Here is a 12,855-nt window from a genome sequence, read left to right as displayed (position 1 = left end):
GACGAAGCCGCAGACAGTACAAATAGTACGGAACCGATTCACTTGGTGCTTCAGCACCTTAGAGAATCGTTCTCTTTGAGCTAAGGCGAGGCAACGCCGTACTGGTTTTTGTTAATCCACTATACAACCCGCCGCGCTATGTTTCGGCTGCCAGCAGAGCTTGCCGGAAAGCATGTCCTAAAACGGCGGTTCCCGTTTTCAGACGGCATACGATATAGACAATTTCATCCGAGTGGTATAGTGTTCGACTTCATGCGTTATCCTTCCGATACCGCATTTTTTCAATATTAATTATCCGACTTACAAAGGTAAAAACATGACTGTCCGTACCGAACACGATTTATTGGGCGACCGTGAGATTCCCGCCGAAGTGTATTGGGGCATCCACACCCTGCGCGCCATTGAAAACTTTAAAATTTCCACACAAAAAATTTCCGATGTACCGCAATTTGTCCGCAGCATGGTGATGGTCAAAAAGGCGACGGCACAGGCAAACGGCGAATTGGGTGCAGTAAAACCCGAAATCGCCGCCGCCATTGAAAAGGCTTGCGACGAAGTGTTGCTCAAAGGCCGCTGCCTCGACCAATTCCCGTCCGACGTGTATCAGGGCGGTGCCGGCACTTCGGTCAACATGAATACCAACGAAGTCATTGCCAACCTCGCATTGGAAGTCTTGGGATACGAAAAAGGCCGCTACGACATCGTCAATCCGATGGACCATGTCAACGCCAGCCAATCTACCAACGACGCCTACCCTACCGGATTCCGCCTTGCCGTGTATTACAGCATCGGCGAATTGCTCGACAAACTGACCGTCCTGAAAAACGTCTTTGCCGCCAAAGCCGAAGAGTTTAAAGATGTTTTGAAAATGGGCCGCACCCAGCTTCAAGATGCCGTGCCGATGACTGCCGGACAAGAATTCCAATCTTTCCAAGTGTTGTTGGAAGAGGAAATCCTCAACCTCGACCGCACGCGCCAACTGCTCTTGGAAGTCAATTTGGGCGCAACGGCAATCGGTACGGGCGTGAATACGCCTAAAGGCTACGCCGAACTGGTGGTCAAAAAACTCTCCGAAGTCAGCGGTTTGGCATGCAAACTGACTGAAAACCTGATTGAAGCGACCTCCGACTGCGGCGCATATGTGATGGTACACGGCGCATTGAAGCGCACGGCGGTCAAACTCTCCAAAATCTGCAACGACTTGCGCCTGCTCTCTTCCGGCCCGCGTGCCGGCTTGAAAGAAATCAACCTGCCCGAATTGCAGGCCGGTTCTTCCATCATGCCTGCCAAAGTCAATCCCGTGATTCCCGAAGTCGTCAACCAAGTCTGCTTCAAAGTCATCGGCAACGACACCACCATCACTTTCGCCGCCGAAGCAGGTCAGCTGCAGCTGAACGTTATGGAGCCGGTAATCGCCCAATGTATGTTTGAAACGATTTCCCTCTTGGGCAATGCCGCAGTCAACCTGTCCGACAAATGCGTCAAAGGCATTACGGTCAACCGCGAAATCTGCGAACGTTACGTTTTCAACTCCATCGGTTTGGTCACTTATCTGAATCCGTACATCGGCCACCACAACGGCGACTTGGTCGGCAAAATCTGCGCCCAGACCGGTAAAGGCGTGCGCGAAGTCGTACTGGAGCGCGGGCTGTTGAGCGAAGAAGAACTCAACCGCATCCTCTCCCCTGAGAACCTGATGAACCCCCATCTGTAACGTTGCAGGCAAATGCCGTCTGAAAGGAAGTGCCCTTTCAGACGGCATTTTTTATCACCCGACTGGTCAAAACCGATATTTAAAACCCAACAGCCATTCGTTTTGGCGGTAGCGGTAATACACCGCGTTGCTGTGTGCGATTGTTCGCCTGAAACGCAGTTCGGGATATACGCCTTTGATATTCCATTGCGGAAAACCCGCCGCAGCCATCATGATGTATTGCTTGTCGCTCCGCCGTTTGTTATCGCTGACGAAACTTGCCGCGTCATAAAGGCTGCGGCGGTAGAGCAGGACGGCGTTTAAATAAGTACCGCCCGAAAAAAGCCTATACGCGCCCAGCCGAGCCGTATATTCTTTGCTGGAAGAGGATTTTTCGGGATAGGCTTTGCGTGCGGCATTGAAATTTACAAGCAGGCCGCTTTTCGGCGTGATAGAAAATTCCGCCCCCGCGCCGAGTTCGTATTGTTTGAAATCGGCAAAATAAGTTTTGCTTTGTCCGCCGTATCCGGTCTTTTTTGCTCCGGCACGGGCGTTGATGCGCCAGCGCGGGGAGAGTGTGCGCGACCAGTCGGCATCCGCACCCCATGCGCGGTAGTGGGTGTGGCGGTTGCGGAAGTCGTATTCGAAATAAGGCAGCAGGGAAAAGGAGGAGCGTGCGTCGGCATAGGCGTATCCCGCGTACAGCGAACCGTTGCGATAGCCGTAATCCGGCATGGCCGCCGAATCTTTATCTTTTTCCGTGTAGCGGTTGCCGTACAGTACACCGCGCACCTGTACGCCGTGATGCCCTTTGAGTGGGACGGTTTTTTCGGCGGTCGCGCTATAGGATGAGAAGGTCGAATCCGTTGGCGCAGGCAGGGTGCGCTCCATCAGGCACATGCCCGCAATTTCCCACACGCATTGGTTGATGCCGTTGCCTTGGTTTACATTGCTGTTGTAGCCGTAGCCGAGGCTGATTTGGCCGTGCCAGCGGCGGCGTTTGCCCAGTTCGGACAGGTAGTTTTCCACGATGGGGCGGGTTTCAGCAGGAATATCTGTTTTCAGAACTTTCTCAAACGCGGCGGCGGACTCTTTGTTTTGGTTGTCTTCGGCATAAAACCGCCCCGCTTCGAGCAGAAGGCGGGAGTTGTCGGGTTCGGCTTCCAAGGCCGTCTGAAAACTGTTCCCCGCCGCGTGGAAATCCCCTTCGTCCCGTTTTTGCAGCGCATCGGCTAAATGAATCAGCGCAGGTTTGTGCCGGGGCAGTTTGGCGTAGCGGGCGGCGAACTGCCGCACCTTGTGCCACTGCCGCGTATTGAGGGCGTGGTAAATCGCGCTTTCCAGCTCTTCCGCCGTGTCGCCGACTTGGTAGACTGTACCGTCTATCATAATGTAGCCGTCGTTTTCCCCCACTTCCCCGCGTGCCTGTTCCGTGTCCAGCCAACCGCTTTCGCGGTATTGCTGCGTTTGGCGGCTACCCTCGTCCAGCAGGCGGCGGCGTTCGTCTGCGGGGTTGTCGGCGTGGGCGGTGATGGGCAGAAGCAGGCAGAAGAGGGCGAGGCTGAGTGGTTTGTTCATGGTTGCCTTCCGAAAAGATAAAGTAACGCAGGTTTTAATTGCGGTCCCAAAATGTCCGATAGGCCGAAACCGTATGGGATAGGCGATGTTTATTTACAAATATCAAATTTCAGGTAGCCTGTGTTGAACACGGGCTACCTGAAACCGAGCAGCAATCCGTATCGGACGGATGATTTATATGGCTTGGCAGTCGGCATAAAACGGCAGCTTGAAACTCCTCAGGGGTTAAATCCAGCCTAGCCGTTGCCAAACCAAATCGGATGGCAGCTGTTATTTGCGGGTCTCAATATCGGTGGCGCTACCGCCGAAAGCTACGTCATCGCCGACATTACCGGTACCACGTGTGGTATAGCCGGCCATGGCTGCCGCCTGGTTGCCGTAGAAGCGGCCGGTCATGCCTTGACTGGGATCGGCAAAGGTACCATTTCTGTTATCGATTTTGGCGTGATCAAAATCGACGTGATCGGAACTGCGGCTGATTCTGCCTGCCATCGTCCCGGTTATACCAGAACCGAAGGTGGCGGTTACCTGACCGGTATAGAAATCGTTCTGCCCCGGGGTGTGCTTATTGATACCCAGCACATTGTAGGTGGCGGTTCTCACACCGGCAGTATTGCCAGTCGGATTGTCGCCCACATACCAAACGGTGCGTTTACCATCCGCCATATTCAGGTCGGTGCTGATTTTCTGCGGGTTACCGGCACGCGGCGCCCATTCGCCGAAGAAGACGTTGCCGTTGCTGCCGCCCATGTCCGGCACTTTGGCGATTACCAGGCCGCCGAACTTGGGTGCGGCTGGGATTGCCGGGTTGGCTATCTGGCGTACACTGTACACTTCAGTGTTGTTGTGGCGGTTTTCATACCACACCTGACCCAACGTTGGGTTGTAGAACCAGCCGATAACCGGTTTCACATCACCTAAGTACAGATATTGCAGATTGCGCGTACCATCAACATTAGCATAGGGATCGTTGCCGTTAATCGGTGCCTGATATTTCGCACGGATATATTTGACCGGACCATCATCCAGATTGATGGATTTCGACCAACTTCCACCGTTATTGATACTGAATGCCAAACCGGCCTTACCGGCACCGAAAGGTTGCTTGTCAGAGGTGCCGGGGCGAACTGTCGTCGGGTCACTAATTGGATCTTGGCTTCCCCTTTGGCTGGAACCACCAGCCGGAGCAGCCGCAGCCACACCAAAAACGCCGCACAGCAAGACGGCCAACAGGGTTTTATTACGTATAAACATAATCGTTTCCTTAATTAAGAGTTAAACAAAAGCCACCGTTTTATTACCGCCGAACCGGCGGAAAAAACGGTAAAAACCATTACCTCGGATAAGCGGGGCCGGTTGGGTTTTGCGTCCGGAGTGTTCAATTGTTTGTTGTTATATCCAATCCGTTTTCAGGTAGCCTTCCCGCCATACCCGCAGGCTACCTGAAAACCCCACTCCGCCCTGCGGCTAGAACTTGGCAGTCAGCCCAAAGGTAACCGTCCGGCCCGGCCCGGGGGCGGCAACGTTGGACATCGGGTCGAGATAGTAGCGGTTGGTCAGGTTGGTGATGCCGAGGTTGACGTTGAGGTTTTTGTGCAGCTGGTACCGGCCGTATACGTCCCAAGTCAGCGAAGACCGCCAATGGTGGGGCTTGCCGGTGGTATCGAAGATGATGCCCAAATCCTTTTGCAGCAGTTGGTCGTATTGCTTGGTGTTGACCCGGCTGTGGTAGATGCCGCGCAGGCCGAGCTCCAGTTTCTCGCCCAACAGGCGCACCCCGGCATCCAGGTTTATTGAATATTTCGGCTGCAAGGCCTGATAGCCGCGCGTACTGCCGTAGCCGCCTTCGATGCAGATCGGCACGCCTTTGGCGCCATAAGGGTCGTAATCGAAAGTGGTATCGCGGTCACACATCTGCTGTTTCAGGCGGTAGGTGGCACCGAGCGCGGCAAAGAAGCGGCCGGTGTCGATGCGGCTCTGCCATTCCAGCCCGGCGGTGTCCTTGCGGTCATATTGCACGGTGCGGAAATAATCTGTGGTTTCGATCACATTTTGGATACGGTTGCGGTAGTAGGTCAGGCGCATATCGCCGGCACGCAGCCGGCTCCAATACGGGGCAAAATTGAAGCTGTAGCCGATTTCCCAGCTGCGACTGCGTTCCGGCTTGAAGCGGAAATTTGGGGCCTTCGGCATACCGACATAGGTCACGTCGTTATAAAAACTGCCCACCTCATACACGCTGGGGAAGCGGCTCATCTGCGCATAGCGTACGGACAGGCGGCTGTTGTCGGTCAGATCGTAGCTGACGGCGATGGTCGGCGCCCAGGCATGGGCACGGATCGGTTTGGGCTGCGCCCAATACTGTTCCTCGGTATAGTGCCGACCGATGATTTTGGAACCGGTATTGGTATCATCACTGTACTCGGGATAGCCGACTTCAAAATTGGTTACTTTTCCCGCATGGTTATGAGCAAGGCAAGAGGTCGCATCACTTCTTATACAGTCGAAAGTATTCCCCATGCCTGCCCAATATCGATAATGCGTCCCGTGCAGCCCCTGCGGATTGGTCACTTTTTCCTGATAATTGCTGACGAAATCATGAAAATGCTGGGGCAATGCGCCGCTGTCCAGCTTGCCGTTGACAAACGGCACATAAACGGGGCGCACCCGATAGAGCGGTTGGTTCTGTACCTCGTTAACCTCGCCGAACCGTCCGCCAGCAGAATAGGCACGGCCATCGTTGCCGATATACACATAACCATCGGTACGATACGAGCCGTCATAGTATTTCAGCAAATGGTAACGGGCACCGTGCGCCTGTTCTGCCTGTGCTGCCGCGGCAATGGCGGCAGCATCGCCTGACTGATACGCCTGCCGAAGCTGTTCGGCCACCACATTCCAGTCACGCCGCTCCTGATCGCCTGCCAGTTCGAAATACGGCAGATAGGCACCATCGGCATAATACTGGTTTCCATCGCCTGCCTGATAGCGCGGGTCACGGCGGGCACGCCCTTCCGCCAAGGCGGTATCGAAGCCCCGGAAGTTGTTGTAGCGGATGCCGGCGGAGATTTTCAGACGGTTGGTGGCCTGCCAGTCGAATACCAAATTAGTGCCCCATTCGCGCCGATCGCCGCCGCGCGGGCCGGCCAGCTTGGCCATGCTGGTGACCATGCCGGCCAGATTGAACAGGTCTTTTGAATTGACGATTTCCACTTCCTCCGCCAGTTTCTCTTTCTGATAATCGGCGGCCAAGGTCATGCTCAGGCGGTCGCTGAGGCGGAAGCGGTTGCTGATATCGAAACCGGTGCGGCTGACGCGGGTTTTCTGCTCGGCGCCGGAAATCACGCGGAATCGGCCGTTGTCATTCGGGGTCATGGCCAACACCTGTTCTTTGGTCGTGCCGTTGACGCCGAAATCATTCATCAGGTCGTTGCAGCTGCTGTAGTTGTCGACGTGCTCGGGCGGTATCCGGCCGCGTTGGGTACACCAATACCAAACGTCGTAGAAGGGATCGGGGTAGGCGGAAGACAAATCCATGCCGCCGCTCTGGTGGCGGGTGCTGTTGGTTTTGATGCGCCACAGGTTGGCCTGCAGGTCGACCCAGCGGCTGCCTTCCGGCTTCCAGGCCCAGCCGAGTTTGTAGGTATCGGTGCGGATGGTGGAATCAACGCTCTGCGCCTGTGGCGACAGTTCTTTGGGGCGGCTGCTGGGATTATGCTCTTCCATATTCATCACATAGGTGGTGTGGAAGGGGTTGATTTCGCCGAAGCGCACGTCGGTGCGCATATATTGCCAGCCGAGCCGATGGCTGCCGGGCAGGTGCCAGTTGTTTTTCAGCAGCAGGGTTTTGGTTTCGGTGTTGCTGTTGAGCACTTCCACGCCGGGATGGTAGATCTTGGCCATATTGGGTACGAAGGTGGCGGAATTTTTGCAGTCGAAGTCGCTGCCGCCTTTATCGTAGCATTTTTGCAGATCGTGCACCGGGTTATTCAGGTAGCCTTCCGCCCCCTTGGTGCCGGCAAAGTAGTTGCCTTTGTTGCGGTAGCTGTAGGCGGCCAGGCCGTCTGAAAGTTCGGTTTTGAAGGCGGCGGCGGCCATATAACTGCGGTCGCCGCCGAAGCGCCAGTTGTCGCGGCCGCTTTTGTGTGCGGGCGGGGTAAAGTTGTCTACCACCAACGCCTGCGGGCTTTGCTCGCCGGTGAGCGGGTCGACACCGCCGCCCGCGCCGTCGGCGGTGGCACCGAGCGGCAGGGTGCGGTAGTCTTCCCAGCCCAGCCATTGGTTGAGGTTGTTGGCTGGGCGGCGGCTGTTGTTGGCAAACTCGGTTTTCAGCTGGAAGCCGAATTTTTTCCCTTCCGGCACGATGTCGTCGGCTTCGATGGTGCGGATGGTTACCGCGCCGCCGACACCCGATTTCACGCCGCGTGTGAGCGCCGGGCTTTTTTCCACGGCGATGCTGCGGAACAGGGCGGGATCAAGATAGTTGCGGTCGCCCACGCCGTAGTTGTTCATCCATACGTCGATGGTTTGTTCGGTGCCGTCTATGGTAACCGGGATACGGCCCTTGCCGGTAATGCCGCGTATATTGGGCGTAATCGCGCCGCCGGCGGTGCGGGTGTTCATGTTGTACACGCCGTTCAAGCCTTTGAGCACGTCACCGGCGGATTGGACGCGGTAGCGTTCGAGGTATTCCTTGCCGACGTAAACGTTGGAGACGTTTTTGTAATACACGTCGTCCGCACCTTTTTGGTCGGCACTGGGTTTGCCATGGACGACTATGGTATTCAGTTCTTTCTGCTGTTCGGTATTGTTCGGGGTGTCTGCAAAAGCCAATGCGCCAAATGCACCTGCAAGGCTTAGGATAATGGTCTTAGGTTTGGGGGAGAATCCGGACATCATGTATTCCTTATTGAGAATATAAAATGAATTTATTAAGATACACTCACATAAGGATTATTTGAAATTTTTAATTATTATTAATATTTAAATTATCATTAATAATAATTATTATTGATTAAGTTTTGAATCTGCCCATATAACAAAATGCCGTCTGAAGCAGCATTTCCTGTTTCAGACGGCATTTAATTATATCAATCAGCCGGATTATATGCCGAACAGTGCCTTGACTTCCCCCCAATAAAACAGGCAGGCGATGGAACACAGTGCCAACACGATTCCCGCCGTATTGATTGTGTTGATTTTTTCCTTAAAAAACAGTGCGCCCGAAAGCGTCCCCAAAACAATCACGCCGATATTCATACCGGCAAAAACCAAGGTTGGATTATCCTTCATCATTTGGTGCGCNGTGATGTAGGTTACGATATTCATGAAGTTCAAACCGCCCAATAGTGCGCCGCCAGCCACACTCTCAATGCGCCATTTGACTGATTTGGACAATAGGTAGGCAAATATCAAAATACCGGACAAAGCAAATGCAATCAGAAGGTTGCCTGAAAATGCTGTTCCGCTTTTGGCAAGCTGCTTAAACAAGATATCGATAGTGCCGTAACCTGCCCATACGCCCAGCAGCAATACCACCTGCCGCCATGCGCTGCCTGATTTTTTGCCACCGCTGTGTTTCCAAAGCAGGCAGAACAGTGCAGCAAATGCGAGGCACAGCCCGATTAGTTTGCCTTCGCTGAGTTTTTCGCCAAACAGCGTCAAGGCGGCAACAATCGGCAAAAACAGCGACAAACGCTGCGCCGCGTCGGATTTGACGATACCGGCGGCTTCTACAGATTTGCCCATTATCACGAATACGGACGGCAGCAGCACGCCCAAAGCGGCAAACAGCGGCCACGTCGGCAAAAATGCGCCGATATTGCCGATATCCGGCTTCAATACCAGCAGGGTCAGTATGACCGCGACCACATAATTGACGGCGACTGCCTGCGCGATGTCGATTTTTTTCTTTCTTGCCATTTTCAGCAAAATGGAAACCGACACGCTGAACACGATGCTGATTAACAGGTAAGCCATACTATATCCATTTCTCGGGTGCAACCGCCCTGCCGCCGTTGAAGCGGATAAAGCCGACGATGATGCGGCAGAAATACCAGACGTTCGTTGCAATAATAATCAGCACGTCGATACCCAAAAGGGCAGTCAGCGCGCCCAAAAGATAAAGCCAAAATGTGCGCCAAAAGGTTTTAATCAGGTATTCGGCATGTGCGGCATAGACAATGCTGTCCAAACTGTTCCGTTTCATATAGGCGAAAATCACGCCGTCTATGGGCATGAACTGCATGATTGCACCCAAACCGAACAGGATGTAGGCGGCGAGGACATAGTTGCGCCCGCTTCCGCCGCCGGACGGTTCGTAAGCATGGCGCGAACGTGAGGCCTGCCGTTCAAACTCCTGTCTGAACGCCTGTTCGCGGCGCATCTGTTCGCGGTAAAACTGCTCCCTGCGCGCCTGTTCGCGGCGGAATGCCTCTTCCTGCCGCCCGCGTTCCTCATGCCGTCTGAAGGACGCGTCGTATTGCATCCGTTTCGACAGGTCGGAAAGCGTATCGTAAGCCCGTTGGATTTCTTTGAACTTTTCTTCCGCCTGCGGATTGCCCGGGTTGCGGTCGGGATGGTACTTCATCGCCAGCTTGCGGTAGGCGCGTTTGATTTCGTCCGCCCCCGCCTGCGGCGACACGCCCAATACGGCATACAAATCTTTGTCCATATTGCTCCTTATACTTCCCGGTCAAACCGCTGCCTGTATTGTTTTCGGGTTCAAAATATTTAAATCTCCGGGACGGATGCCGATAATGAACCCGCGTTTTCCGCCGTTGATATAGATGGTTTCCAAATCCATCACCGACTGTTCGACGTAAATATCCAATTTTGTCCGGATGCCGAACGGCGTTGTGCCGCCGACCAGATAGCCCGTCCACTTGTTTGCCTGTGCGGGCGTGGCGGGTTCGATGTGTTTCGCACCCAAATGCCGCGCCAGATTGCGGGTTGAAATCTGTTTGTCGCCGTGCATCAAGACAATCAGCCCCTTACCGTTTTCATCTTGCAAAACAATGGTTTTAATGACCAAGTGTTCGTCTTTGCCGAACAGTCGGGCAAACTGCGCCGTGCCGCCGTGTTCCTCATAGGCATAGGTAAAAGGTTCAAATTCGATGCCGTTTTCACGCAAAACGCGCACGGCAGGTGTTATCGGATAAGTGTGTTTACTCATTTTTCGTCATGCAAAACATGGAAATCGGCCAAGCGCAATGTTACCATATATCCCCTTTATCGAAGGAAACCGATATGGATATCCGATATTTCGGCACAACCCCCCGTTACTCGGAAGCAGTTTGCGTCGGCGATTTGATTTTCCTCTCCGGCATGGTTCCCGAAAACGGTGAAACGGCTGCCGAACAGACTGCCGACGTGCTTGCCCAAATTGACCGCTGGCTGGTGGAATGCGGCTCGGACAAGGCACACGTTTTGGATGCGGTCATCTATCTGCGCGATATGGGCGACTATGCGGAAATGAACGGCGTGTGGGACGCTTGGGTTGCCACCGGCAGAACGCCCGCCCGCGCCTGCGTGGAAGCGCGGCTCGCCCGTCCGGAGTGGCGCGTCGAAATCAAAGTAACCGCCGTGAAGAAAGATGCGGCAACCGCATAAACAGATTTCCTTATATTTCAGAGTAGGCAAATGATGAAAACCTTACTGCCCTTTTTCGGCGTGGCGCGCGTCAGCGGCGAAGACCGCCAAAGCTTCCTGCACGGACAGCTTTCCAACGACATCAACCATCTTCAGGCCGGACAGGCGTGTTACGCGACTTACAACACGCCCAAAGGCCGCGTCATCGCCAATATGATTGTCGTCAACCGAGGCGGCGATTTGCTGCTGATTATGGCGCAAGACCTGCTTGAAGCAACGATCAAACGCCTGCGGATGTTTGTCCTGCGTGCCAAAGTCGTTTTTGAAATCCTTGAAGATTACGCCGTCGGCGCGGAATTGGCAGCATCCGCCGAACCGCTTGCCGCGCAAGAACCCAGTCTCGCCTTTACCTCCGAATGCGTCTCAGACGGCATCTGTTCCGTCATCCTGCACCATCGGGGCATTTTGCACATCGCCCCCGAAACCGCCCTGCCCCCTTATGACGCTGCCGCCGAAAACGCGTGGCGGCTGCACGAAATCCGCAGCGGTTATCCGTGGATATGCGCGGCTACCAAAGAAACCGCCGTTGCCCAAATGCTCAACCAGCACATCATCGGCGGCGTACACTTCAAAAAAGGCTGCTATCCGGGACAGGAAATCATCGCGCGTGCCCAGTATCGGGGGCAGGTCAAACGCGGCTTGGCGGTATTGTCGGGAAATTCGGCCGTCGAAGCAGGAACCCTGCTGACGGCAGACGGTGAAGAGGCCGGCATCGTGCTCGACAGCGTTAAAGATTCGGAAAACTTTACCGCCCTTGCCGTGATTAAATTCTCCGCCGCACAAAAAGAACTGACCGTCCCAAACGGCGGTATCTTCAAAGCGGTTCATCTCTTCTTTAAAACCGAAAATGCAGAATAATCCCTCTAATGCCGTCTGAACCTTTTTCAGACGGCATTTTAAAACCGCCCCTGTTTTCGGTTACAATGCCGCATCCCTAATTTTTCAAACCACCGCCATGTCCAAAAAAACCAAACAAGAACTGGAAAACAACAAACTCAGCAAACGCCTGCGCCACGCCGTCGGCGACGCGATTAACGATTTCAACATGATCGAGCCGGGCGACAAAATCATGGTCTGCCTCTCCGGCGGCAAAGACAGCTACGCCCTTTTAGATATCCTGCGCCAGCTCCAAGCCAGCGCGCCGATTGATTTTGAACTGGTCGCTGTCAATCTCGACCAAAAGCAGCCGGGCTTCCCCGAAGAAGTATTGCCGACCTATCTCGAAAGCATCGGCGTGCCGTACAAAATCGTCGAAGAAGACACCTACTCCACCGTCAAACGCGTATTGGACGAAGGCAAAACGACTTGTTCGCTGTGCAGCCGCCTGCGCCGCGGCATCCTCTACCGCACCGCAAAAGAATTGGGCTGCACCAAAATCGCCTTAGGACACCACCGTGACGACATCCTTGCCACCATGTTTTTAAATATGTTTTACGGTGGAAAACTCAAAGCCATGCCGCCCAAGCTGGTGAGCGACAACGGCGAACACATCGTCATCCGCCCCTTGGCTTATGTGAAAGAAAAAGACTTAATCAAATACGCCGAATTAAAGCAATTCCCCATCATCCCGTGCAACCTCTGCGGCTCGCAGCCCAACCTGCAACGCCAAGTCATCGGCGATATGCTGCGCGATTGGGACAAACGCTTCCCCGGCCGCATCGAATCGATGTTTTCCGCCCTGCAAAACGTCGTCCCTTCCCACCTTGCCGATACCGAACTCTTTGACTTTGTCGGATTGGAACGCGGTCAAAGCCTGAAACACGGCGGCGATTTGGCGTTTGACAGCGAAAAAATGCCCGAACGCTTCTCCGACGGCAGCGAAGAAGATGAGAGCGAAATCAAAATCGAGTCGCAAAAAGCCGAACGCAAAGTCATCAACATTCTGGCGAACAAGCCGAAAACCTGCGGCGCGTAAACCTCCGCCGTCAAAAATG

Annotated in this window: 10 protein-coding genes; 4 read left to right on the top strand and 6 right to left on the bottom strand. The window is 54.2% G+C overall.

Features of this window, described 5'->3' with window-relative positions:
* Positions 1–316: 316 nt before the first annotated feature.
* Positions 317–1,714, top strand: coding sequence for an aspartate ammonia-lyase (gene aspA, locus ACRPFF_RS06155; protein ID WP_411713149.1), 1,398 nt, complete (start codon positions 317–319; stop codon positions 1,712–1,714).
* Positions 1,715–1,780: 66 nt separating this feature from the next.
* On the opposite strand, the gene ACRPFF_RS06150 is transcribed toward aspA, so the two are convergent.
* The 6 genes from ACRPFF_RS06150 to ybaK form a co-directional block, all read right to left on the bottom strand.
* On the bottom strand, positions 1,781–3,271 hold the full coding sequence (locus ACRPFF_RS06150; RefSeq protein ID WP_411713150.1) for a surface lipoprotein assembly modifier: 1,491 nt from the start codon (positions 3,269–3,271) through the stop codon (positions 1,781–1,783).
* 270 nt (positions 3,272–3,541) lie between these two features.
* Positions 3,542–4,525, bottom strand: a complete 984-nt coding sequence (locus tag ACRPFF_RS06145) for a Slam-dependent surface lipoprotein (protein WP_411713151.1) — start codon at positions 4,523–4,525, stop codon at positions 3,542–3,544.
* 213 nt (positions 4,526–4,738) lie between these two features.
* Entirely contained in the window at positions 4,739–8,170 is a 3,432-nt protein-coding gene (locus tag ACRPFF_RS06140) for a TonB-dependent receptor domain-containing protein (RefSeq protein ID WP_432674112.1), read from the bottom strand.
* 204 nt (positions 8,171–8,374) lie between these two features.
* Positions 8,375–9,250 carry an EamA/RhaT family transporter gene (locus tag ACRPFF_RS06135; RefSeq protein WP_432674111.1) on the bottom strand — a complete coding sequence of 292 codons (876 nt, stop codon included), beginning with the start codon at positions 9,248–9,250 and terminating at the stop codon, positions 8,375–8,377.
* A 1-nt stretch (position 9,251) separates the two neighbouring features.
* The gene (locus ACRPFF_RS06130; RefSeq protein ID WP_432674110.1) at positions 9,252–9,944 is read right to left on the bottom strand and encodes a DnaJ domain-containing protein; all 693 of its coding nucleotides are present in this window, start codon (positions 9,942–9,944) and stop codon (positions 9,252–9,254) included.
* A 21-nt stretch (positions 9,945–9,965) separates the two neighbouring features.
* Positions 9,966–10,445, bottom strand: coding sequence for a Cys-tRNA(Pro) deacylase (gene ybaK, locus ACRPFF_RS06125; protein WP_002246942.1), 480 nt, complete (start codon positions 10,443–10,445; stop codon positions 9,966–9,968).
* A 74-nt stretch (positions 10,446–10,519) separates the two neighbouring features.
* Here ybaK and ACRPFF_RS06120 point away from each other — a divergent pair, with 74 nt between their 5' ends.
* The 3 genes from ACRPFF_RS06120 (at position 10,520) to ttcA (ending at position 12,836) form a co-directional block, all read left to right on the top strand.
* Positions 10,520–10,882 carry a RidA family protein gene (locus tag ACRPFF_RS06120; RefSeq protein WP_002241621.1) on the top strand — a complete coding sequence of 121 codons (363 nt, stop codon included), beginning with the start codon at positions 10,520–10,522 and terminating at the stop codon, positions 10,880–10,882.
* Between the two features lie 33 nt (positions 10,883–10,915).
* Complete coding sequence (locus ACRPFF_RS06115) at positions 10,916–11,779, top strand: YgfZ/GcvT domain-containing protein (RefSeq protein WP_432674117.1); 864 nt, start codon at positions 10,916–10,918, stop codon at positions 11,777–11,779.
* 97 nt (positions 11,780–11,876) lie between these two features.
* The gene (gene ttcA, locus ACRPFF_RS06110; RefSeq protein ID WP_432674109.1) at positions 11,877–12,836 is read left to right on the top strand and encodes a tRNA 2-thiocytidine(32) synthetase TtcA; all 960 of its coding nucleotides are present in this window, start codon (positions 11,877–11,879) and stop codon (positions 12,834–12,836) included.
* Positions 12,837–12,855 lie beyond the last annotated feature (19 nt).

It is taken from the genome of Neisseria sp. SLRRB23 (assembly GCF_050896295.1).
Lineage (GTDB): Bacteria > Pseudomonadota > Gammaproteobacteria > Burkholderiales > Neisseriaceae > Neisseria.
This window is presented reverse-complemented; position numbering and strand designations above follow the sequence as displayed.

Excerpts from the sequence above, each read along its gene's own strand:
- ttcA (WP_432674109.1), top strand. The coding sequence starts at position 11,877 with ATGTCCAAAAAAACCAAACAAGAACTGGAAAACAACAAACTCAGCAAA.
- aspA (WP_411713149.1), top strand. The coding sequence starts at position 317 with ATGACTGTCCGTACCGAACACGATTTATTGGGCGACCGTGAGATTCCC.
- ACRPFF_RS06145 (WP_411713151.1), bottom strand. The coding sequence starts at position 4,525 with ATGTTTATACGTAATAAAACCCTGTTGGCCGTCTTGCTGTGCGGCGTT.
- ACRPFF_RS06150 (WP_411713150.1), bottom strand. The coding sequence starts at position 3,271 with ATGAACAAACCACTCAGCCTCGCCCTCTTCTGCCTGCTTCTGCCCATC.
- ACRPFF_RS06120 (WP_002241621.1), top strand. The coding sequence starts at position 10,520 with ATGGATATCCGATATTTCGGCACAACCCCCCGTTACTCGGAAGCAGTT.
- ACRPFF_RS06115 (WP_432674117.1), top strand. The coding sequence starts at position 10,916 with ATGAAAACCTTACTGCCCTTTTTCGGCGTGGCGCGCGTCAGCGGCGAA.
- ACRPFF_RS06130 (WP_432674110.1), bottom strand. The coding sequence starts at position 9,944 with ATGGACAAAGATTTGTATGCCGTATTGGGCGTGTCGCCGCAGGCGGGG.
- ACRPFF_RS06140 (WP_432674112.1), bottom strand. The coding sequence starts at position 8,170 with ATGATGTCCGGATTCTCCCCCAAACCTAAGACCATTATCCTAAGCCTT.
- ybaK (WP_002246942.1), bottom strand. The coding sequence starts at position 10,445 with ATGAGTAAACACACTTATCCGATAACACCTGCCGTGCGCGTTTTGCGT.